We start from the raw sequence: 21,536 nt of genomic DNA on the forward strand, positions 1-21,536 counted from the left end.
ACGTATGCGTACGCCGTTTGCCGCCGGCACTCGCTTTGCGCAGCGCTGCTGCGTTCGCGCCGTATTACACTCCGCCGGCAAGCCAACCGACATGGACAGGGGGAAGAGATGAGCGGAAGACTGGGGGCAGTCGTATTGTGTTGTTTGCTGGGAATGGGGATGGGGAGCGCGCAAGCGCAGGTGGATCTGGATCCGTTCCTGAAGAGGGGGGCGATCGCCGAACTGAAACTGTCGCCGACCGGCGAGTTTCTGGCGGCGACGGTGCCGATGCAGGACCGGACCGCGCTGGCGATCATGCGCCGTTCCGACAGCAAGATCGTTGGCACTTTTTCGATGGAAAAGAACAGCCACGTCTCCGCCTTCGAGTGGGTCAATGACACGCGCGTGCTGTTCAGCATGGCCGAGAAGATCGGCGCGATGGACCTGCCGCGGGGTACTGGCGAGCTGTTCGCGATCAATGCCGACGGCGGCGCGGCCGACCTGTTGGTGGGCCAGCGCGTCACCGGCGACAGCCCGGGCTCGCTGATCCAGACCAAGAAGGTCGAGGACGTCATCGCGGACATGATCGGGCCACTGCCCGGGGACGATCACAATGTGGCCATCCAGGTGCGTCCCTTCAGCGTCAGCAAGGACCCGTACAGCCGCGCCGAGATCCTGGACGTGTACACGGGCCGTCGGCGTCCGCTGATCGGCTCGCCGAAGGTCCGCCGCGCCGACTTCTTCAGCGATGCGCAGGGCAAGGTCCGTTTCGCTGTCGGCGCCGATGAGGACAATGTCAGCAAGCTGTTCTATCGCGACGCGCAGGGCGGCGACTGGCGCCTGCTCAACGACGAGAACGTCAGCCATCACGTCGAACACCCGATCGGCTTTTCCGAAGACGGACGTACCGCTTATCTGCAGGTCGAGCGGGCCAGCGGCAGCGATGCGATCGAGGCCTGGAACGCGGACAGCGGCGAGCGCAAGGTGGTCGCGCGCGATGGGCTGGCCGACCCGCACCGGATCATCTATCGCTATGGCACCCGTATTCCGGTGGGTGTCGAGTTCCTGGCGGACAAGCCGCGCAGCCTGTTCTTCGATGCGGCCTCGCCCGAGGCGAAGACCCAACGGGCGCTGGAAGCCGCGTTCCCCGGGCAGTCGGTCTACGTCACCTCAAGCACCCGCGACGGCCGGCTGAACCTGGTGGAGGTCCAGTCCGGACGCAATCCCGGCCAGTTCTACCTGTTCGACAACGTGGCGAAGAAGGCCGACTTCGTGTTCGCGCGCCGCGCCACGCTGCCGCAGGCGGCGCTGGCGGACGTGCGGCCGATCGCACTGCAGGCGCGCGACGGCATGCAATTGCACGGCTTCGTGACCTTGCCGGCGACGGCTGCGGCCGGCAAGGTGCCGATGGTGGTGATGCCGCACGGCGGTCCGTTCGGTGTCTTCGACGAGGGCCTGTTCGATCAGGATGCGCAGATGCTGGCCCAGGCCGGCTATGCGGTGCTGCAGGTCAACTACCGCGGTTCGGGCAACTACGGGCGCGCTTTCCACCAGGCCGGTGCGCAGCAGTGGGGCGGCGCGATGCAGGACGACGTGACCGACGCCACGCGCTGGGCGATCGCCCAGGGCATCGCCGATCCCGAGCGCATCTGCATGTACGGCGCCAGCTACGGCGCCTATGCGTCGCTGATGGGCGTGGCCAAGGAACCGGCGCTGTACCGCTGCGCCGCCGGCTACATCGGCGTCTACGATTTGCCGATGATGTATGCCAAGGGCGACATGCAGCAGCGCGATTCGAGCGAGACCTTCCTGCGCGAATGGATGGGGCCGAGCAGCGCATTGGCCGCGGTGTCGCCGGTGAACCTGGCCGACCGGATCAAGGTGCCGGTGTTCCTGGCTGCCGGCGGCGAGGACGAGCGCGCGCCGATCGCGCATTCCAAGAAGATGGAGGCGGCGCTGAAGAAGGCCGGCGTACCGGTGGAAACGCTGTACGTGCCGACCGAAGGCCACGGTTTCTACACCGAGGAGCATCGTCGCGAGTACTACACCAAACTGCTGGCGTTCCTGAATCGCTCGCTTGGCGGCGCAGTGGCCAAGCCTGCCGCGGCACGCTAGCCACCGTCCGCGTCCGCGTCCGCGCCGCAGCGGCGCGGATGCGGGCAGCCGGCGAGTCGGGGCTCGGCCGGTGCATTGTCGAGTCGTCGTGTGGCGGAGCGGCCGCACGTGTCTCTTCGCAGCAGACCTTGCGAGATGATCCGTGCGCCGAGCGTGGTGCCGGACGCGCGCATGCCATGGATGCGCTGTCTTTGACTCGCGCGCTGCCGTGTCGTGAAACACGTGCGCATCTGCGCCCTGCACGGACAGGCCCCGCCGCCGTGCGAACGCCTCGGCTCAGCGCACTCCATGCATCATCCGCCGCAGCAGCGGCGCGGCCAGGAAGGCCAGCACCGCGCAGCCCACGCCGATCCACAGCATCAGCCAGAACAGGTGCGCGTACTTGGCGGCGGCGTCGGCAATGTTCAGCGCTTCGCCTTCCGGCACCTCGATCGCGGCGAGCTTGCCGAACAGCGCGGCCAGCGCTTCGGAGAAGGCGGTGGCCAGGAACCAGGTGCCCATCATCAGGCTGACCACGCGCGGCACCGCGAGCTGGGTGACCGCCGACAGGCCGACCGGCGACAGGCACATCTCGCCGGCTTCCAGCACCAGGTAGGCCAGTACCAGCCACCACACGCTGGCCATCTGTCCGCTGGCGCCGACCTGCTGCGCGGCCAGCGCCAACGGCACGAACGACAGGCCGGCCAGCAGCAGGCCCAGCGCCGACTTGGCCGGCTTGGATGGCTCCAGGTCGCGCCGCTGCAGCCAGGCCCATAGCGCGGCGAACAGCGGCGCCAGCAGCACCAGGAACAGCGCGCCCAGATAGGTCAGCGAGCCGGCGGTCTGCGGCAGTACCAGGCAGTCGCGGACCAGGAACAGCAGCATCAGCGCGCTCACCGTCACGAACAGCACGCGCGGCGCCGCCGAGTCCGGACGCCGGTCGGACAGCGTGGCCGCCACCACGAAGCCCAGCGGCGCCAGCAGCAGCGAGGCGATCGACCACGGCAGCGGGGTGCCGCCGCGGATCACCAGCGCCGGCACGATGTCCTTGGTCATCAGCCGGTCGGTGAAGGTGACCCAGGAACCGTAGGTCTGCTCGTACAGGGTGAAATACACCAGCGCCATCGCGATCAGCACCATCAGCGCGATCATCTGCTGGCGCTGCACCGGCGTGCACTGGGTGCCGGTGAACCAGGCGAACCACAGCAGCACGGCGCCGAGCACCACCAGCATCAGCATCAAGGCCAGCGAGATCTCTCCGCCCAGGCTGAAGGCGCCGTTGGCCGCGGCCCACATCAGCCCGGCCACCGGCACCACGCCCAGCACCGCCGCCAGATAGATCGCCCATTCGCGCGGCAGCCCGGCCACGCGCTGGCGCAGCAGCGCCGGTTGCGCCGGCTCGGCGTGGCCGTGCAGGTATTTCTGCCCCCACAGGAACATGCCCAGGCCCAGCAGCATGCCGATCCCGGCGGCGCCGAAACCGTAGCGCCAGCCGTAGGCCTCGCCGAGGAAGCCGCACACCAGCGAGGCGAACAGCGCGCCGAGGTTGATGCCGGCGTAGAACAGCGAGAAGCCGGAGTCGCGGCGCGGATCGTCGGGCGCGTACAGCTTGCCGACGATGGTGGAGATGTTCGGCTTGAGGAAGCCCACCCCCATGATGATCAGCGCCAGCGACAGATAGGTCACGCCCAGCGACGCGGTGTCGCGGATCACCTCACCGTCGACGCGCGTGGCGGCGTGGCCTTCGAAGGCCATGCCGACGTGGCCGAGCACCAGCAGGATGCCGCCGAACACCACCGCCTTGCGCATGCCCAGCCAGCGGTCGGCGAGCAGGCCGCCGATCACCGGCACGCAGTACACCAGGCCGCCGTAGGCGCCGAGCAGGTCGAGCCCGGCCTTGTCGCCGAACAGGTGGTACTTGGTCAGGTACAGCAGCAACAGCGCCTTCATGCCGTAGAAGGAGAAGCGCTCCCACATCTCGGTGAAGAAACAGACGTAGACGCCCTTGGGGTGGCCGAGGAAATCGTCGCGCGCGTCGCGCAGCGGCAGGAGGGAAGCGGACACGACGGGCCTTGGCGGAGTAGCGCAGCGGCGGAGTATAGGCGCGCTGGTGGCGGTCGGTGAGCTGTGGCCGAGCGCGTCGGGTTGTGTGGCGGCCGGTGCAATGTGTACCGCTAATTTGTATCGACAGCGCCTGCTCCTTCACCTTTTGGACCATGGCCTCTTTTCGGAGACGGTGCCCCGCAGCGGCGGAGGAGGGCGCGGGCTGCCGGTGCAACGCTTGCGAGCGCTGCGCGGCCGTACCCTCACCCCGACCCCTCTCCCGGTGGGAGAGGGGCTAGCCGCTTTTCCTTCTCCCCTCGGGAGAAGGTGCCCCGCAGGGGCGGATGAGGGTCCGGGCGAAGCCTCATGGCGTCGAAACAGCGCGAGGCTTCGTCCCGTACCTTCACCCCAACCCCTCTCCCGATGGAGAGGGGCAGGCAATCGGCCGCCGGGGCATCGCTGTGCCTCTGCAAATCCCCAATCCCCAATCTCCGCCTCCCAGACATGTGCCACAAGCTGGGCGCTGCAGCGCTGGACTTGCCTGGCCCCAGACGCTAGCGTGGAAAACGTTTTTGTCGTTTCAGGGGTAACCATGAACAACGCTGCTGCACCGCGTCAGCTCACTTTCCGCGCGGTCGTGCTGGCGATCGTGCTGGCCGTCGTGCTGTCGGCGGCCAATGCCTACCTGGGGCTGTTCGCCGGCCTGACCATCGCCACCGCGATCCCGGCAGCGGTCGTGTCGATGGGCGTGCTGCGCCTGCTCGGCGGCGGCACCATCCTGGAGAACAACATCGTGCAGACCGGCGCCTCGGCCGGTTCGTCGATCGCGGCGGGGGTGATCTTCACCATCCCGGCGTTGGTGATCATGGGCTACTGGCCGGACTTCAAGTACTGGTGGGTGCTCGGCATCGCCGGCATGGGCGGCCTGCTCGGTGTGCTGTTCTCGGTGCCGCTGCGGCGCTCGATGATCGTCGAGGATCCGCTGCCGTTCCCCGAGGGCAAGGCCGCGGCCGAAGTGCTCAAGGCCGGCGAGAACCCGGGGCCGGGGCTGAAGATCCTGGCGCTGTCGGCGCTGATCGGCGGCGTGGTCAAGCTGGGCGCGGCCAGCGGCCTGAAGGTGATTCCCGATACCTGGGCGCAGGCCACCTACCTGGGCAGCAGCAAGCTGGTCGGCTACGTCGGCACCAACCTGTCGCCGGCGCTGCTCGGGGTCGGCTACATCGTCGGGCTCAACGTCGGCATCGTGGTGCTGTCCGGCTCGATCCTGTCCTGGCACATCGCCATCCCGCTGTACCAGCAGTTCTTCATGGGCTCCGATCCGGCGCTGGCGCAGAGCCTGGCCACCGCGCCGGCGGCGGACGCGGCGTTCGGCATCTGGGCGGCCAAGGTGCGCTACCTGGGCGTGGGCGCGATGCTGATCGGCGGCGTGTGGACGCTGTTCTCGCTGCGCAAGTCGCTGCTGTCCGGGGTCAAGAGCGGCTTCGCCGCCGCGCGCAAGAGCACCGCCGGCACGGTCGTCGCCGAGACCGACCGCGACCTGCCGATGAAGTGGATGCTGGTGGCGCTGCTGCTGTGCACGCTGCCGCTGCTGGGCCTGTACCAGGCGATCGTGGGCCAGTGGCACGTCAGCATCCCGATGACCATCATCATGATCGTCGCCGGCTTCCTGTTCGTGTCGGTGTCCGGCTACCTGGCCGGCCTGATCGGCTCGTCGAACAACCCGGTGTCGGGCATCACCATCTCCACCATCCTGTTCGCCTCGGCGGTGCTGGTGCTGCTGCTCGGGCGCGACTCGCCGATCGGCGCGGTCGCCGCGATCATGATCGGCGCAGTGGTGTGCTGCGCTGCAGCGGTGGGCGGCGATAACCTGCAGGACCTGAAGGCCGGTTACCTGGTCGGCGCCACGCCGTGGAAGCAGCAGCTGATGCTGGCCATCGGTGCGTTCTCCTGCGCGCTGATCATGGCGCCGGTGCTGAACCTGCTGGCCCAGGCCTACGGCATCGGCGCGGCGACGCCGGAACATCCGAACTCGTTGGCGGCGCCGCAGGCGACGCTGATGGCCTCGGTGGCCAAGGGCCTGTTCGGCGGCGAGCTGCCGTGGACGATGATCGCCATCGGCGCCGGCGTCGGCGCGGCGATCATCGCCCTGGACGAGTGGCTCAAGCGCACCGGCAAGCGCTTCCGCGTGCCGGTGCTGGCCGCGGCGATCGGCATCTACCTGCCGCTGGAGCTGATGGTGCCGATCTTCCTCGGCGGCCTGATCAGCCATCTCGTCGAGCGCTTCCACAAGATCCGCGCCGACGACGAGGAAGGCCGCGACCGCGTGCATCGTCCGGGCACGCTGTTCGCCGCGGGCCTGATTACCGGCGAGGCGCTGATGGGCATCGCCATCGCCGTGCCGATCGTGGTCTCCGGCCGCGCCGACGTGCTGGCGCTGCCTGCGGCGTTCCATCTGAACCAGTGGTACGGCCTGCTGCTGCTCGCCTTCGTCGGCTGGCTGCTGTACCGCACCGGCAAGAAGGGCGAACCCACCGCGCCGCTGCCGCCGTCGGCGTAAGCGCGGGCGCCAGCCAAGCAACGCACGAAGCCCGGCCCCGCGCCGGGCTTCGTGTTTTCGAGGGCGGCAACGCGTAGTGGCGATGCGCCCGGCGGATGCTTCGCAAAACATCCGGCCCAAGTACTGATCGAAGTCGCGCGCGGCGCCGTAGCGCTGCAGGCAACACGTAACGCCCGTAGTCGACCTCCAGTGTCGCCGCAGCCTTGCGACGAAACAGGCGAGCGCACACGCTCTCGCGAGTCCCGAGTCCCGAGTCCCGAGTCCCGAGTCCCGATCCAGCCCTTCCCATGACTTCATGCCTTTGCACCACGCCCACCCGCGCGCCTACCATCGACGTTTTGCCGTGTTCCGGAGACGCCCGATGACCTTGCGCTACGCCTTGCTGCCCCTGTGTCTGCTGACCGCGCTGCCCGCGCTGGCGGCGACCCGCGGTTTCGATGTCCGCGACATGGTGGCGCTGGACCGGGTGTCCTCGCCGCTGCTGACGCCCGACGGCGGCACCGTGATCTTCGCCAAGCGGCAAATGGACAAGGCCACCGACAAGGCCAGCTCGGGACTGTGGCTGCGCAACCTGCGCACCCGCGATGCGGCGCCGCCGAAGCGGCTGACCCCGGACGGCTGGAACGTCAATTCGCCGGAGCTGTCGGCCGACGGCAAGACCGTGTACTTCCTCAGCGCCAAGTCCGGCCGCCAGCAGTTGTATGCGATGCCGCTGGCCGGCGGCGCGCCGCGCCAGCTCACCGATCTGGCGCTGGACGTGGACAGTTACCACGTCGCGCCGCAGGGCGACCGCGTCGCCTTCAGCGCCGGCGTGTTCCAGGACTGCGGCTCGGACCTGGCCTGCACGCAGAAGCGCCTGGACGCGACCAAGAACGCCAAGGCCAGCGGCGTGGTGTTCGACCAACTGTTTGTGCGCCATTGGGACACCTGGAACGACGGCCGCCGCAACAGCCTGTTCGTCGCGCCGTTGCCCACCGGCGCCAAGGCCAAGCCGGTGGTCGGCGCCTCGGCGATCAGCGTGGCCCTGGCCGGCGACATCCCGTCCAAGCCGTTCGGCGGCGGCGAAGACTACACATGGGCGCCGGACGGGCAGTCGCTGGTCGCCAGCGTGCGCCTGGCCGGACGCGAGGAGCCGTGGTCGACCAACTTCGACCTGTACCGGCTGGATGCGGCGGGCAAGACCGCGCCGGTCAACCTGACCGCGGCCAACCCGGCCTGGGATGCAGGCCCGGTGTTTTCCGCCGACGGCAAGACCCTGTTCTACCGCGCGATGCAGCGCCCCGGTTTCGAGGCCGACCGCTTCGGGCTGATGGCGATGGACCTGGCCAGTGGCAAGACCCGCGAGATCGCGCCGAAGTGGGACCGCTCGGCCGACGGCATCCAGGTGTCGGCCGACGGCAAGACCCTGTACGTGCCGGCGCAGGAGATGGGCCAGCATCCGCTGTTCGAGATCGATGTCGCCGATGGCGGTGTGTCGCAGATGGTCGGCGGCAACAGCGTGGCGGAGTTCGACATCAAGGGCGGCACCCTGGCGGTGATGACCAATTCGCTGCAGACAGGCAACCAGCTGTTCACCGCGCCGATCATGCAGGAAGCCGGCGCTACCGAGATGCGCGCGATCACCCCCAGCGCCGGTGAGATGCTGCCCGACGTGAAGTTCGGCGAGGCCGAGCAGTTCACCTTCAAGGGCTGGAACAACGACACCGTGCACGGCTACGTGGTCAAGCCGTGGAACTACCAGGAAGGCAAGACCTATCCGGTCGCGTTCCTGATCCACGGCGGCCCGCAGGGTAGCTTCGGCAACGGCTGGAGCAACCGCTGGAACCCGCAGACCTATGCCGGGCAGGGCTACGCGGTGGTGATGATCGATTTCCACGGCTCCACCGGCTACGGCCAGGCGTTCACCGATGCGATCAGCCAGCACTGGGGCGACCGCCCGCTGGAAGACCTGCAGAAGGGCTGGGCCGCCGCGCAGAAGCAGTTCAAGTTCCTCAATGGCGACAAGGCCTGCGCGCTCGGCGCCAGCTACGGCGGCTTCATGGTCAACTGGATCGCGGGCAACTGGAATTCCCCGTTCAAGTGCCTGGTCAACCACGACGGTGTGTTCGACCAGCGCATGATGGGCTACGCCACCGAAGAGCTGTGGTTCACCGAGTGGGAGCAGGGCGGCACGCCGTACCAGAAGGGGTCGAACTACGAGAAGTTCAACCCGGTCAACCACGTCGCCGACTGGAAGAAGCCGATGCTGATCATCCATGGCCAGCTCGACTTCCGCATCCCGGTGGAGCAGGGCCTGGCCGCGTTCAGCGCCGCGCAGCGCCAGGGCATCGAATCCAAGTTCCTGTACTTCCCCGACGAAAACCACTGGGTGCTCAAGCCGCAGAACAGCATCCTGTGGCACGACACGGTGAATGGGTGGTTGAAGCAGCATATCGGGCAATGAGGACGGGACCAGGGACCGGGGACCGGGAACCCGGAACAGCGAAAGCGGGCGCGGATTGCGTCTTGCCAGAGCGCGAACCAAGGCAATGTCCGCTGGGGTGCGCGCTGCCCGGTTTCCGGTCGCGCCGCCGCGCTTTTCCGGGTCCCCGGTCCCCGGTCCCCGGTCCCGATTCCCCATGATCCACAACGACATCGTCATCTTCGGCCTGATCGCCGCCACGCTCGGGGCGGTGTTCTGGACCGCCGCGCGGCCGAGCGGGTTCTGGAAGCGCTTCTACGGCGTGGTGCCGGCGCTGCTGCTGTGCTACCTGATTCCTGGCGTCTACAACACCGTCGGCCTGATCGACGGGCAGCACAATCGCCTGTACGACCCGGTCGCGCGCGACGTGCTGCTGCCGGCGGCGCTGGTGCTGCTCACGCTCACCGTCGACCTCAAGGGCATCCTGCGCCTGGGGCCGAAGCTGGTGGCGATGTACCTGGGCGCGTCCTTCAGCATCATGCTCGGCGCGGTGGTCGCGTTCCAGTTGATGAAATGGCTGCATCCGGCCACGGTGGCCGGCGATACCTGGGCCGGCATGGCCGCGCTCGCCGGCAGCTGGATCGGCGGCGGCGCCAACATGCTGGCGATGCGCGAGGTGTTCCAGGTCGACGCCACCACCTTCGGCCAGTTCGCGGTGGTCGATGTCGGCGTCGGCTATGTGTGGATGGCGCTGCTGATCTTCCTCGCCCCGCGCGCGGCGGCGATCGATGCGCGCAGCGGCGCCGACACCAGCGGCATCGACGATCTCAAACAGCGCATCGCGCAGTTCCAGGCGCAGCACGAGCGCGTGGCCAGCCTGACCGACCTGATGCTGATCGTCGGCATCGCCTTCGGTGCGGTCGGCCTGGCGCATGCGATCGCGGCGCCGACCGCGGCGTGGTTCGCGGCCAACGTCAGTTGGGCCAAGCAGTTCAGCCTCGGCTCGCCGTTCGTGTGGGTGGTGGTGCTGTCGACCACCATCGGCCTGCTGCTGAGCTTCACCCGCGCCCGCACCTTGGAAGGCGCCGGCGCCTCGCGCATCGGCTCGCTGCTGCTGTATTTCCTGATCGCCTGCATCGGCATGCAGATGGATCTGCTGGCGCTGTTCGACCGCCCGTGGATCTTCCTGCTCGGCCTGATCTGGCTGTGCGTGCACATTCTGCTGTTGCTGGCGCTGGGCAAGCTGCTACGGGTGCCGTTCTTCTATTTCGCGATCGGCTCGCAGAGCAACGTCGGCGGCCCGGCTTCGGCACCGGTGGTGGCGGCCGCGTTCCATCCGGCGCTGCTGCTCTTCCTGCTGCGGCACGTGCGCCTGCAGGTTCTGCTGCTGCAACTGGCCGACGTTGGCCTGCGCCGGTTCGCTGGCCGCCGCCGCGGTCTGCACCTGGCTGCGCAGGTGCGCCGGGTCGTCGATGCGGCCCTGCACCGCGAACAGGCGATCGCCGTCGCGGCTGGGCATCAACGTGTCGATGCGCTCCAGGCCATCGTTGCCCGCGCGCGCGGCGACGCTGGCGGCGGTGTTGAGGAACGCGCGGTCGTCGTGCAGGTCGAGCCGCTCGCGCTGCGCGTCCAGTTGCACCACCGCGTCGTTGAACAGGCGGCTGCCGGTCGGCATCGCGCGGTCCTGGGTCTGCGCGTGGCTCTGCGACTCGAGTTCCTGCGCCTTGATCACCGAATCGATGCCGTGCAGGTCCAGGCGATGCTTGAGCATCATGCCGGGTATCAGGCGCTGGCCGAACGACAGCGGATCCGGATCCGGCAGCTGGATCTGGTGGCCGGCGGCGTCGGGCATCGCCCAACTCAACGGGATGCTGTCTTCCTGCAGGTGGGTCAGCAGTTCGTTCTTGACGTGGTAGCCGCGGATCAGCCCTTCGGCGGCATAGTCCTTGGCGGCGGAGGCATCCAGGCCTTCGCGCTCCAGGGTGCGGTCGTTGACCCCGGCCGCGTTGTAGGTGACCGCCGGCACGTCGTTGACCATCGCCGAGGCCGCGGCCAGGCCGCCGCCGAGCGAATGCCCGGAGATCATCAGGTCCTGGCCGAACGCCTGCCGGGCCTGGCTGCCGAGCTGGATCGCCGAGGCGTACTGCGCGTCGGCAAAGCCCAGGCCCTGGCCGAGGTTGTGCTTCCAGTCCTTGCCTTCGTCGGTGCCGCAGAAGGCCAGTACCACGTTGCCCTGGTCGTTGCGGTAGAACGCGGCGTCGAAGCCGCTCTTGGCGTCGTGCAGCATGCTCGGGTCGATGCCGGCGCGCTGTACCGCGGCATCGTCCATGCGGGTCCAGCCGTCAGGCAGCGGGGCGAACGTTTCCGCGCCGCCGGCGCGGCGCTGGCCGGCGGTGATGTAGAGGTCCTGCAGCAGGCTGGGGAGTTGCCGGTCCACCGCCTGCGGCTGCTGGCCGCGGACGGCCTCGCCGAAGGGGGCGGATGCGGCGGTGTCGGAGAGATCGTTCTGGCTCATGCGCGGCTCCTTGCGTGTCGTGCGACAGCCCGCCTCAGCGGGTCGCTTCCAGTGGGATGTCGTGGGCGCTCAACCACTCGCGCACGGCGGCGCGGGTCTGCTGCGCGGCGCTGTTGAGCAGGCGCTCGGGCGTGGTGAAGAAATACGCCTGGAAGGTCTTCTGCTGCGCGTTGCGCAGGCCCGGATCGACCCCGGCCTGCAGCAGCTTCAGCACCCACGGATTGCCGGCGCTGCTCTGCGCGGCCAGGTGCAGCAGCGAGTTGCCGCTGGCATCGACCCGGCGCGGATCGGCGCCGGCCTGCAGCAGCAACTGGATCTGTTCGTCGCGCTTGCTCTGCACGGCACGGAACAGCGGCGTCCAGTTGCCGCGCGCGCTGACCGGATCCACCGGCGCGCCGTGCTGCAGCAGGATCTTCAGGTACTGCGGGTCCTTGGCCATCGCCGCCATGTGCACGACGGTTTCCTGGTCCATGCCCGGCTCGGACGGGTCGGCGCCGGCGTCCAGCAGCGCGCCGAGCGCGAGCGGCTGTTCGTTCCAGATCGCCCATTCGAGCAGGGTGACGTTCTGGTCGCCATGCGCGGACAGATCCACGCCGGGCGCCAGCGTGGCGATACGTGCGGCATCGCCGCGCGCGACGGCGGCGGCGATGTCGGCGAGACGGGGATCGCGGAAGGCGACCGAGTGATCCTGCAACGTGGCTGACATGGCAGATTGCTCCTTGGCGCCGGGCGTGGCGGCGCATGAGACCGAGAAGAACATCGAGGTCGCAAGAGCGATCAGGGCGGGGAACTGCTTGCGCATGGAATGCTCCTTTCCTGTTCGCGGTCCTGTTCCGGTGGGACGCAATCCTCGCGTCCCGGTCCGATGCTAGCAGCTGCCTTGCGCCGATTCGGTAAGGTTTTGTTACAGCGGCGGCGTGGCGGAAATCGCGGCTGTATGCGGTGAAGCGCCGATTGATCTGGAAATGCGGTCGGCGCGCGCACGCCGGTCGCGGGGCCCCAGATCGGTCCCACGACCCGGTGCGCATGCCTGTGCGGCGCGCGCCGTACGCTGCAGACACGCGTTGGCGGCGCCGCGAGCACGGTGGCGTACATGCGCAGGCCGGCATAATGCGGGTTTGCAAGAGGAGCCTGGCGATGACCGCGACCCCCTTCGACCTGCTGATCAGCGACTGCGACGGCGTGCTCGTCGACAGCGAGGTGCTGGCCGACCGGGTCATGCTTGAGGCCCTGGGCGCTTATGTGCCGCGGGCGGAGCTGGAGCGCTTCCTGGCCGGCAGCTTCGGCCAGACCGCCGACGAGATCGTCGAGCGCGTGCAGCGGCATTTCGCGGTGGCGCTGCCGCCGGGATTGTTCGACGACATCCGCCAGCGCTCCGAGGCGCTGATCGCCGCCGAGGTGCAGCCGATCGCGGACGTGCGCGAGGCCCTGCTCGCGATCGCGCTGCCGCTGGCGGTCGCCTCCAACAGCCAGCGCCACAGCGTGGTCGCCTCGGTGGCGCGCGCCGGGCTCACCGAGCGCGTCGGCGGCAACGTCTTCAGCGCCGACATGGTGGCGCGGCCGAAGCCGGCGCCGGACGTGTATCTGTTGGCCGCCCATACCCTGGGCGTGGCGCCGCAACGCTGCCTGGTGATCGAGGACAGTGCCACCGGCGCCAGCGCCGCGCTGGCCGCGGGCATGACCGTGATCGGCTTCACCGGCGCTGCGCACATCCCGCCGGGCCATGCCGAAACCCTGCGTCAGCTTGGCGTGGCCGCGGTGATGGAGCGGATGCGGCAGTTGCCGGAAATCTACGCCGAATTGGTACGTGCTGCGGCGGCGTAGCTTCGATCGGGAGGTCGCGCTGTCGGGTGGCGCGACATACAAACGCACCGCCGGGTCTGCCCGCTCGCTGGAGCCTTGCCGCGGACCGTGGTGGACCGTGGCGGACGGCAAGAGCGGCTCCGGACAGCATTGCGCCATCAGTGGCGCGCGTCTTCTCTGTGCTGCCTGTCGCGACTGAAGTCGCTCCTACACGGGTCAGCACGTGTTCGAAGCATGTCGGAGCGCGCGCTCACGCACCGAAGCGACATGACGTGCCTTCCTCGGCCGCGATGCCCTCAGGCACCGCGCTCCCGCCGTTGCCAATCCCAAATCCCAAATCCCGAATCCCGAATCCCGGCCGTTCAACAACAGCGAAACCCGCTCTTGCCGCCATAGCGCGCTTCCTGGCGCTCGCGGAAGAAGGTCTTGTAGTCCATCGGTTGCCGGTCTGGATGTTTCTCCAGCACGTGGCGCACGTAGTTGTCGTAGTCGGGAATGCCGCAGCACAGCCGCGCGGTCTGCACCAGGCGCCGCCACAGCCGGCGGTGTGCCTGGTACTGGCCGACCGGGACCAGGTCGTTGCTCATCACAGGTCCGCCATCTGGTGCGGCTGCAGCGCCACATAAGGCGTTTCCTTGTCGCTGCGCTGCGGGTTGCGGCGCGCGGCGAGGATGGTCTTGACCGCATAGATCAGGACCGAGAACACCACGAACAGGAACAGCGCGGTCAGCCCGGTGTTGACGTAGGCGTTGGTGACGATCTGCTGCATCTGCGCCACCGTCTTGGCCGGCGCGGTGATGGTGCCGCTGGCGATCGCGTCCTGGAACTTGTGCGCCTGCGCCAGGAAGCCCTGCGCCGGGTTGGGGTCGAAGATCTTGATCAGCCCGGCGTAGGTGGTGCAGATCAGCAGCCACGCCGCCGGCACGATGGTGACCCAGGCGTAGCGGTCGCGCTTGAGCTTGAACAGCACCACCGTGCCGAGCATCAGCGCGATGCCGGCAAGCATCTGGTTGGAGATGCCGAACAGCGGCCACAGCGTGCGGATGCCGCCGTACGGGTCCTTGACTCCGGTGTACAGCAGGTAGCCCCACAGCGCCACGCAGCCGGCGGTGGCGATGATGTTGGCGCCCCACGACTCGGTCCTCTTCAGCGCCGGGACGAAGTTGCCGAGCAGGTCCTGCAGCATGAAGCGCCCGGCGCGGGTGCCGGCGTCGACCGCGGTAAGGATGAACAGCGCTTCGAACAGGATCGCGAAGTGGTACCAGAACGCCATCATGTCCTCGCCCGGCAGCAACTGGTGCAGGATCTGCGCGATGCCCACCGCCAGGGTCGGGGCGCCGCCGGCGCGGGCCAGGATGGTGGTCTCGCCGATGTCGCGGGCGGTGGCCTCGAGCACTTCGGGAGTGATCGCGAAGCCCCATTCGCTGACTTTCGCCGCGACTGCGACGACGTCGCTGCCGACCATCGAGGCCGGCGCGTTCATCGCGAAGTACACGCCCGGTTCGATGATCGAGGCGGCGACCAGCGCCATCACCGCGACGAACGATTCCATCAGCATGCCGCCGTAGCCGATGTAGCGCATGTGGCCTTCGTTGGCGAGCAGCTTGGGCGTGGTGCCGGAAGAGATCAGCGCATGGAAGCCGGACACCGCGCCGCAGGCGATGGTGATGAACAGGAACGGGAAGATGCCGCCGGTCCACACCGGGCCCATGCCGTTGTGCGCGTACTGGGTCAGCGCCGGCATCTTCAGGTCCGGCATGACCACCAGGATGCCGATGGCCAGGGCGATGATGGTGCCGATCTTGAGGAAGGTGGACAGGTAGTCGCGCGGCGCCAGCAGCAGCCACACCGGCAGCACCGAGGCGACGAAGCCGTAGCCGATCAGCATCCAGGTGATCTGCACGTCGGTGAAGGTGAAGGCCGGCCCCCACGTCGGGTCGGCGGCGACCTTGCCGCCGAACCAGATCGCGGCCAGCAGCAGGATCAGCCCGACGATCGAGATCTCGCCGATCTTGCCGGGACGGATGTAGCGCATGTACACGCCCATCAGGATCGCGATCGGCATCGTCGCGATCACCGTGAACATGCCCCACGGGCTTTCCGCCAGCGCCTTGACCACCACCATCGCCAGCACCGCCAGGATGATGATCATGATCAGGAACGCGCCGAACAGGGCGATGGTGCCGGGCACCTGGCCCATCTCCTCGCGCACCAGGTCGCCGAGCGAGCGGCCGTTGCGGCGGCTGGACAGGAACAGCACCACGAAGTCCTGCACCGCGCCGGCGAACACCACGCCGACCACCAGCCACAGCAGCCCGGGTAGGTAGCCCATCTGCGCGGCCAGCACCGGCCCGACCAGTGGTCCGGCGCCGGCGATGGCGGCGAAGTGGTGGCCGAACAGCACGTGCTTGTTGGTCGGCACGTAGTCCAGGCCGTCGTTGTTGAGCACCGCCGGGGTGGCGCGGGTGGGGTCGAGCTGCATCACCTTGGTGGCGATGAACAGGCTGTAGAAGCGATAGGCGATCAGGTAGATCGAGACCGCGGCGACCACGATCCACAGCGCGTTGATGTGTTCGCCGCGGCGCAGGGCGATGGTGCCCAGGCAGAACGCCGCCAGCACCGCGAGCGCGGCCCAGGCCAGTTTGGAAAACCCTTTCATGCAGATCGCTCCCCGACGAGATTCCGGCAAGGGTCGCCCCGATGGCCTGGGGGGTCAATCCCGGGACACGTCGTGGCCCTAGTACTTTGGTCGTAGGCCGCGGTCGTGGGCGATGGCTCTGGACCGGCGTGTGCCGCATCGGCGCAGGTCTTGGCGATGACCAGGTGCAGGCTGTGTCGCGTCGTGGTGGCCCGTGATCGGCATCGGGCGCGAGGTGGCGGGTGGAAGAGCAGGGCGTGGAATCGCCGGCCTGGCTGCAGTCGGGACTGAAGTCCCTCCCACAACGGCTTGTAGGGTCGGCGCCAGGGCAGCAGTGCTGGACCGGCGTGCGCTGCCATCGGCGCGGGTCCTGGCGATGGCGATGATGCAGGCTGCGCGCGTCGAGGTGGCCCGTGACCGGCATCAGGCGCGAGGCATCGGGTGGAAGAGCCGGGCGTGGAATCGTCGGGCCTGGCTGCAGTCGGGACTGAGGTCCCTCCCACAGCAGCTTGTAGGGCCGGCGGCAGGGCAGCAGTGCTGGACCGGCGTGCGCTGCCATCGGCGCGGGTCCTGGCGATGGCGATGATGCAGGCTGCGCGCGTCGAGGTGGCCCGTGATTGGCATCAGGCGCGAGGCATCGGGTGGAAGAGCAGGGCATGGAACCGCCGGGCTGGCTGCAGTCGGGACTGAAGTCCCTCCCACAGGAGCTTGTGGGGCCGGCACCAGCATGGCGCCGGCACGCCAGGCTGGCCGAAGGGGCCTGGCGTAAGTCCGCGATGGAACGATGGGTTGCGCCGGTCGCGATTGGCCGTCGCCGTGTGCACGCCCATATCGGGTGCTTCATCAGGAGATTGCCGCCATGACCGACACCACCACCGCCGCGCCCGTGCGCATCGTGCGCACGATCCGTGGCCGCGCCACCGCCGACGGCGACGGGGTCAAGCTGACCCGGGTCATCGGCGGCGCCGAACTGCCCGAGCTGGATCCGTTCCTGCTGCTGGACGAATTCGGCACCGACCGCGCCGAGGACTACATCGGCGGCTTCCCCAGCCATCCGCACCGCGGTTTCGAGACCGTCACCTACATGCTCGACGGGCGCATGCGGCACAAGGACAACCACGGCAACGAGGGCCTGCTGACCCCGGGCAGCGTGCAGTGGATGACCGCCGGCCGCGGCCTGGTGCATTCGGAGATGCCGGAACAGGAGTCCGGGCGCATGCGCGGCTTCCAGCTGTGGGTGAACCTGCCGGCGCGCGACAAGATGACCGCGCCGCGCTACCAGGAGTTCGCGCCCGAGCGCATTCCGCTGGCGCAGCCGGCGTCGGGGGTGACGGTCAAGGTGATCGCCGGCCAGGTCGGCGACGTGCACGGGCCGATCGCGCAGCCGGCCACCGATCCGCTGTATCTGGACATCGCGCTCGACGCCGACGCGCGCTGGGACTTCCTGCTGCCGGACGGGCACAACGCGTTCGCCTATGCCTACGAGGGCGCGGCGGCGGTGGGCGAGGGTGAGGCCATGCGCGCACTGCCGGCGCAGACCCTGGCCGTGCTCGGCGGCGGCGACCTGCTGCAGCTGCAGGCGGGCAACGCCGGCGCGCGGCTGATCCTGGTGGCCGGGCGGCCGCTGCGCGAGCCGGTGGCGCGGCACGGGCCGTTCGTGATGAACACGCGCGAAGAGCTGATGCAGGCGTTCGTGGATTTCCAGGAAGGGCGGTTCTAGCGGCCGGGCTGTCGATCAACGCGCCATGAAACCCTGTACCTGTAGGAGCGGCTTCAGCCGCGACCGGGCTTTACCGGTAATGCCCGGTCGCGGCTGAAGCCGCTCCTACAAAGGGGCTGCACCGATAATCAGCGATCCAGCGCCAGCCGGGTCGGACTCATGTCCAGGCCCTGCACCAGCGACTGCAGCGATTGCAGCTCCTGCACGTCGCCGGCGTCGATCCAAACCTGCGCGTAGTGGTCCTTGCCCAGCTCGACCACGGTGACGCGACGCGAGGCCAGGCCGGGGGCGTCGACGCCGCCCAGGTCGGGCCGGTACCAGTGCATGCTCTCGCCGGCGATGCTGCCTTTCTCTTCGCGCAGGTTGCGCGCCAGCGGGATGTTCGGGTCGCGCGCGGTCAGCATCATGCCCAGCACCTGGCGGCCGTCGGCGGCCACCGCCCGGCACACGATGAAGCCCTTGTCGCTGCGCTCGTTCCACTGCAGCTTCGCCTGCGGCGGCAGTTGCGGGCAGTTCTGCGCCTGCTGCGCCATGGCGGCGGCCGCAGGCAGCACGGCGGCCAGAACCAAAGGGCCGGTAAGCCAGTTTGCAAGCCTCATTCGCGATGTCCCCATGCGCCGCCGCAGTGCGACGGTCTCGATCTTTTCAGCGCACGCCCACGCAGGCCGGCACGCCACGTCACCCTCGTTGCATTGCGGGATCGGTGCAGTGCATACCCCTACGCAGTGCGTGTCCCGGTGTGTGCGGCTGCAATTGCCCCGGCCGCTGTCCGAACCATAGCCCAGCTGGCGGCACTTGACAATTGGCGTGCCGATCCGGCTGCCGCGATCCGCAAGCCTCGCTACGAGCCGCGAACGCCGCGATCGCGCCGCGGACGCGATTGCCCGGGTCGGTCGGCAGCGGGCAGCGTGCCGGGCTGATGTCCGGCCGCGTCCACGCCGGCATTGCGGCGTGGACGCGGTGCGCTGTTCAGCGCCTGCCAAGCACGCGGTAGAGCGCGCCACCGATCACGCCGCCGAGCAGCGGGGCGACCCAGAACAGCCAGAGCTGGCCGATCGCGCCGCTGCCGGCGAATAGCGCCACGCCGGTCGAACGGGCCGGATTGACCGACGTGTTGGTCACCGGGATGCTGATCAGGTGGATCAGGGTCAGCGCCAGGCCGATCGCGATCGGGGCGAATCCGGCCGGTGCGTTCTGGTGGGTCGCGCCCATGATGACCAGCAGGAACACTGCGGTGAGCACCACTTCGCACAGCAGGGCGGCAACCAGCGAATAGCCCCCGGGCGACAACGCGCCGTATCCATTGCTGGCGAATGCGCCGGCCTGGCCCGGATCGATCGCGAAGCCGGGCGCGCCCTGGGCGATCTGCAGCAAGACGAATCCGGCCACGATCGCGCCGGCCACCTGCGCCACCACGTAGGGCAGCACGTCGGCCATGGGGAAGCGTCCACCGGCGCACAGGCCGAGGCTGACCGCCGGGTTGAAATGGCCGCCGGAAATATGGCCGAACGCGTACGCTCCGGTCAGCACGGTCAGGCCGAACGCCAGCGCGACCCCGAGCAGGCCGATACCCAGGGGGTTGCCGTCGCCGCCGAACTTGGCGGCGAGCACCGCGCTGCCGCAGCCGCCGAGTACCAGCCAGAACGTACCGAGAAATTCCGCCGTCAGGCGTTTGGTCATTGACATAACAAGCTCCGTGTCATGAAAGGCGCCGCCCGGTGTGGGCGGTTCCGCCATTGAATAGTGCGGACGGTCTCAGTTCAACGTTTGTGCCGCAATCATGCACGGCCACGGTCGCCGCTGCGGACGCGGCGGCGGCCGGGCGTGCCGGCAGCCCTTACTTGCCAGGCTCGGGCAGCGGAATGAATTCCTGGTCGTCGCCGGGGATCAGGCCGAAGCGGCCTTCTTGCCAGTCGCGCTTGGCCTGCTCGATGCGCTCGGTGGAGCTGGAGACGAAGTTCCACCACAGGTGGCGGGGCCCGTCCAGCGGTTCGCCGCCCATCAGCATCGCCTTCAGCGGCGTCTTGGCGCGCAGCCGGCCGCGCGCGCCGGGTTCGGGCAACACCAGGTAGCGCGCGGGAATGTCCACGCAGTCCAGTTGCGCCTCGCCCTCCAGCACATACAGCGAGCGCTGCACGTGGCCGGTGTCCAGGTCGATCTCCGCGTCCGCATCCAGGTCCAACGCCACGTTCAGCGTGTCGGCGAACACCTTGACCGGCGATTCCTCGCCGTAGGCGCGGCCGGCGATCACCCGCAGCCACACCCCGTCGCGGCGCTGCTGCGGCAGGCTGGCGGCGGCGTGGTGGTAGAACGCCGGCGCGGTTTCCTCGGCCGACTTCGGCAGCGCCACCCAGGTCTGCATGCCGTGCAGCGGGTGCGGCTGCGCGCGCAGCGGCGACGGCGTGCGTTCGGAATGGGCGATGCCGCGCCCGGCGGTCATCCAGTTGACGTCGCCGGCGCGGATCACCTGGTCCGAGCCGAGCGTGTCGCGGTGGCCGATCTCGCCGGACCACAGGAAGGTCACCGTGGCCAGGCCGATATGCGGATGCGGGCGCACGTCGACGCCGTGGCCGGGTTCGAAGATCGCCGGGCCCATGTGGTCGATGAACACGAACGGGCCGACGCTGCGCGCCTGCAGGCTGGGCACCGCGCGGCGCACTTGGAAACCGCCGATGTCGTGGACGCGGGGGGCGATCAGGGTGGGCATGGCGGGCACTCGCGGCGAACGGGGATGCAAGCTTCGCACGCCGCCGCGGCAGGGCGCCCGGGTGCTGGCAAAACGCAACGTTCCGCCGTGCGCCGGGGCGCCGCGGCCTGCGCACGTCGCGCCGGGGCTACAGCAGCCCGGGCTGCGTCGGGATCGCGACCTCGCCGCGGCGCGAGGCCAGGCGGTCGGCCAGGCGGGTCGGCTCCGGCAGGCGGTAGCCGCGCAGGTAGCGCTGGGTCCAGTCCAGCGCGCTGTCCACCGCCACGCGGTGGCCGGGCGAGACGATCAACGGATTGCAGCGCGGCTTGCTACGCAGCGCCCAGCCGACGGTGTCGCCGCGATGCACGATCGGGCTGTGGTCGCCGGCCTGCGGCCCGGGTTCGTCGTAGCGCCCGGCCAGCAGCTTCTTCGCCACGCCGATGCTGGGCAGGCCGGTGACCACGCCGAAGTGCGCGGCGATGCCGAGCCGGCGCGGATGAGCGATGCCCTGGCCGTCGACGAACACCAGGTCCGGGCGCTGCCGCAGCAGCGCCAGCGCCGCTAGCAGCGCCGGCAGTTCGCGGAAGCTCAGCAGGCCCGGCACGTAGGGCATCGAAGTCGGCACGCGGGCGATCTCGGCTTGCTGCGGCTGCAGAGTGTCGGCGTCGATCAGCACCGCGGCGGCGCGGGTGATGCGGCCTTCGTCCTCGAAGCCGACGTCGAACCCGGCCAGCCAGCGCGGCGGGTCCGGCACCTCGTCGTGCAAGCGCACCTGTTTGGCCAGCGTGGCCTGCAGTGCGCGCGCCTGCACGACGCTGCCGTCCCAGTCGCCGAAGACCGTGTGCGAAGAAGTGTCCATGTGGCGATGATCGCGCGGTGATCGTGGCTGTGGCGTGCAGGTCTGCGCCGTCGCTCGGGTATGGCTCGGGTATTTGCAGATGGCGAAGCGTTGTGGGAGCGACTTCAGTCGCGACGGGCATTCCCGGTAACGCCTGTCGCAACTGAAGTCGCTCCCACAAGTGACATCGATCCGGATCGAAACGCTTTGGTGGATCCGCGCTGCGGCCGCCACGGCACCGCTTACGGCGATCCCGCTACAA

General features: G+C 68.9%; 13 protein-coding genes and 2 pseudogenes. 6 read left to right on the top strand and 9 right to left on the bottom strand.

All coding sequences use genetic code 11. From position 1 onward, the window contains the following. Positions 1 to 159: 159 nt before the first annotated feature. A complete protein-coding gene (locus tag J2Y70_RS13290; protein WP_309918267.1) occupies positions 160 to 2,094 on the top strand; it encodes a S9 family peptidase in 1,935 nt (644 codons plus the stop codon). 276 nt (positions 2,095 to 2,370) lie between these two features. Here J2Y70_RS13290 and J2Y70_RS13295 read toward each other — a convergent pair whose 3' ends face one another. Next, entirely contained in the window at positions 2,371 to 4,137 is a 1,767-nt protein-coding gene (locus J2Y70_RS13295) for an oligopeptide:H+ symporter (protein ID WP_309918269.1), read from the bottom strand. 571 nt (positions 4,138 to 4,708) lie between these two features. On the opposite strand from J2Y70_RS13295, the gene J2Y70_RS13300 reads away from it, so the two are divergent. The 3 genes and pseudogenes from J2Y70_RS13300 to J2Y70_RS13310 all read left to right on the top strand — a co-directional run. Next, positions 4,709 to 6,673, top strand: a complete 1,965-nt coding sequence (locus J2Y70_RS13300) for an OPT family oligopeptide transporter (RefSeq protein WP_309918272.1) — start codon at positions 4,709 to 4,711, stop codon at positions 6,671 to 6,673. 361 nt (positions 6,674 to 7,034) lie between these two features. Continuing rightward, positions 7,035 to 9,116 (top strand): S9 family peptidase, encoded by a 2,082-nt coding sequence (locus J2Y70_RS13305; protein ID WP_309918275.1) that lies wholly within the window; start codon positions 7,035 to 7,037, stop codon positions 9,114 to 9,116. 175 nt (positions 9,117 to 9,291) lie between these two features. Continuing rightward, positions 9,292 to 10,419 (top strand): annotated as a pseudogene (locus J2Y70_RS13310) (DUF819 domain-containing protein); the annotation flags it as partial. On the opposite strand, the pseudogene J2Y70_RS13315 reads toward J2Y70_RS13310, so the two are convergent. Both J2Y70_RS13315 and J2Y70_RS13320 read right to left on the bottom strand, forming a co-directional pair. Continuing rightward, a pseudogene (locus tag J2Y70_RS13315) lies at positions 10,408 to 11,589 on the bottom strand (XVIPCD domain-containing protein); the annotation flags it as partial. The pseudogenes J2Y70_RS13310 and J2Y70_RS13315 sit on opposite strands and share 12 nt — an antisense overlap. Before the next feature lie 34 nt (positions 11,590 to 11,623). After that, complete coding sequence (locus J2Y70_RS13320) at positions 11,624 to 12,391, bottom strand: ankyrin repeat domain-containing protein (RefSeq protein WP_263395172.1); 768 nt, start codon at positions 12,389 to 12,391, stop codon at positions 11,624 to 11,626. Between the two features lie 335 nt (positions 12,392 to 12,726). Here J2Y70_RS13320 and J2Y70_RS13325 point away from each other — a divergent pair, with 335 nt between their 5' ends. Beyond that, a complete protein-coding gene (locus J2Y70_RS13325) occupies positions 12,727 to 13,413 on the top strand; it encodes an HAD-IA family hydrolase (protein WP_309918279.1) in 687 nt (228 codons plus the stop codon). A gap of 341 nt (positions 13,414 to 13,754) precedes the next feature. On the opposite strand, the gene J2Y70_RS13330 is transcribed toward J2Y70_RS13325, so the two are convergent. Further along, positions 13,755 to 13,979: a YbdD/YjiX family protein gene (locus J2Y70_RS13330; RefSeq protein ID WP_064539465.1), complete on the bottom strand. Its 225-nt coding sequence runs from the start codon at positions 13,977 to 13,979 to the stop codon at positions 13,755 to 13,757. Continuing rightward, complete coding sequence (locus J2Y70_RS13335) at positions 13,979 to 16,051, bottom strand: carbon starvation CstA family protein (protein ID WP_309918282.1); 2,073 nt, start codon at positions 16,049 to 16,051, stop codon at positions 13,979 to 13,981. The genes J2Y70_RS13330 and J2Y70_RS13335 overlap by 1 nt, the downstream gene beginning before the upstream one ends. An 838-nt stretch (positions 16,052 to 16,889) precedes the next feature. Between J2Y70_RS13335 and J2Y70_RS13340 the strand changes: the two genes are divergently transcribed. Continuing rightward, positions 16,890 to 17,750, top strand: coding sequence for a pirin family protein (locus tag J2Y70_RS13340; RefSeq protein ID WP_309918286.1), 861 nt, complete (start codon positions 16,890 to 16,892; stop codon positions 17,748 to 17,750). A gap of 128 nt (positions 17,751 to 17,878) precedes the next feature. Here J2Y70_RS13340 and J2Y70_RS13345 read toward each other — a convergent pair whose 3' ends face one another. The 4 genes from J2Y70_RS13345 to nfi all read right to left on the bottom strand — a co-directional run bounded on the left by J2Y70_RS13345 (position 17,879) and on the right by nfi (position 21,295). Then, the gene (locus J2Y70_RS13345) at positions 17,879 to 18,349 is read right to left on the bottom strand and encodes a hypothetical protein (protein WP_309918289.1); all 471 of its coding nucleotides are present in this window, start codon (positions 18,347 to 18,349) and stop codon (positions 17,879 to 17,881) included. Positions 18,350 to 18,719: 370 nt separating this feature from the next. Beyond that, a complete protein-coding gene (gene aqpZ, locus J2Y70_RS13350; RefSeq protein ID WP_206234888.1) occupies positions 18,720 to 19,436 on the bottom strand; it encodes an aquaporin Z in 717 nt (238 codons plus the stop codon). A 151-nt stretch (positions 19,437 to 19,587) separates the two neighbouring features. Continuing rightward, positions 19,588 to 20,457 carry a pirin family protein gene (locus J2Y70_RS13355; RefSeq protein ID WP_309918293.1) on the bottom strand — a complete coding sequence of 290 codons (870 nt, stop codon included), beginning with the start codon at positions 20,455 to 20,457 and terminating at the stop codon, positions 19,588 to 19,590. Between the two features lie 127 nt (positions 20,458 to 20,584). Beyond that, positions 20,585 to 21,295, bottom strand: coding sequence for a deoxyribonuclease V (nfi, locus tag J2Y70_RS13360; RefSeq protein ID WP_309918296.1), 711 nt, complete (start codon positions 21,293 to 21,295; stop codon positions 20,585 to 20,587). Positions 21,296 to 21,536 lie beyond the last annotated feature (241 nt).

The organism is Xanthomonas sp. 1678 (assembly GCF_031455575.1).
In the GTDB taxonomy this organism is placed as follows: Bacteria; Pseudomonadota; Gammaproteobacteria; order Xanthomonadales; family Xanthomonadaceae; genus Xanthomonas_A.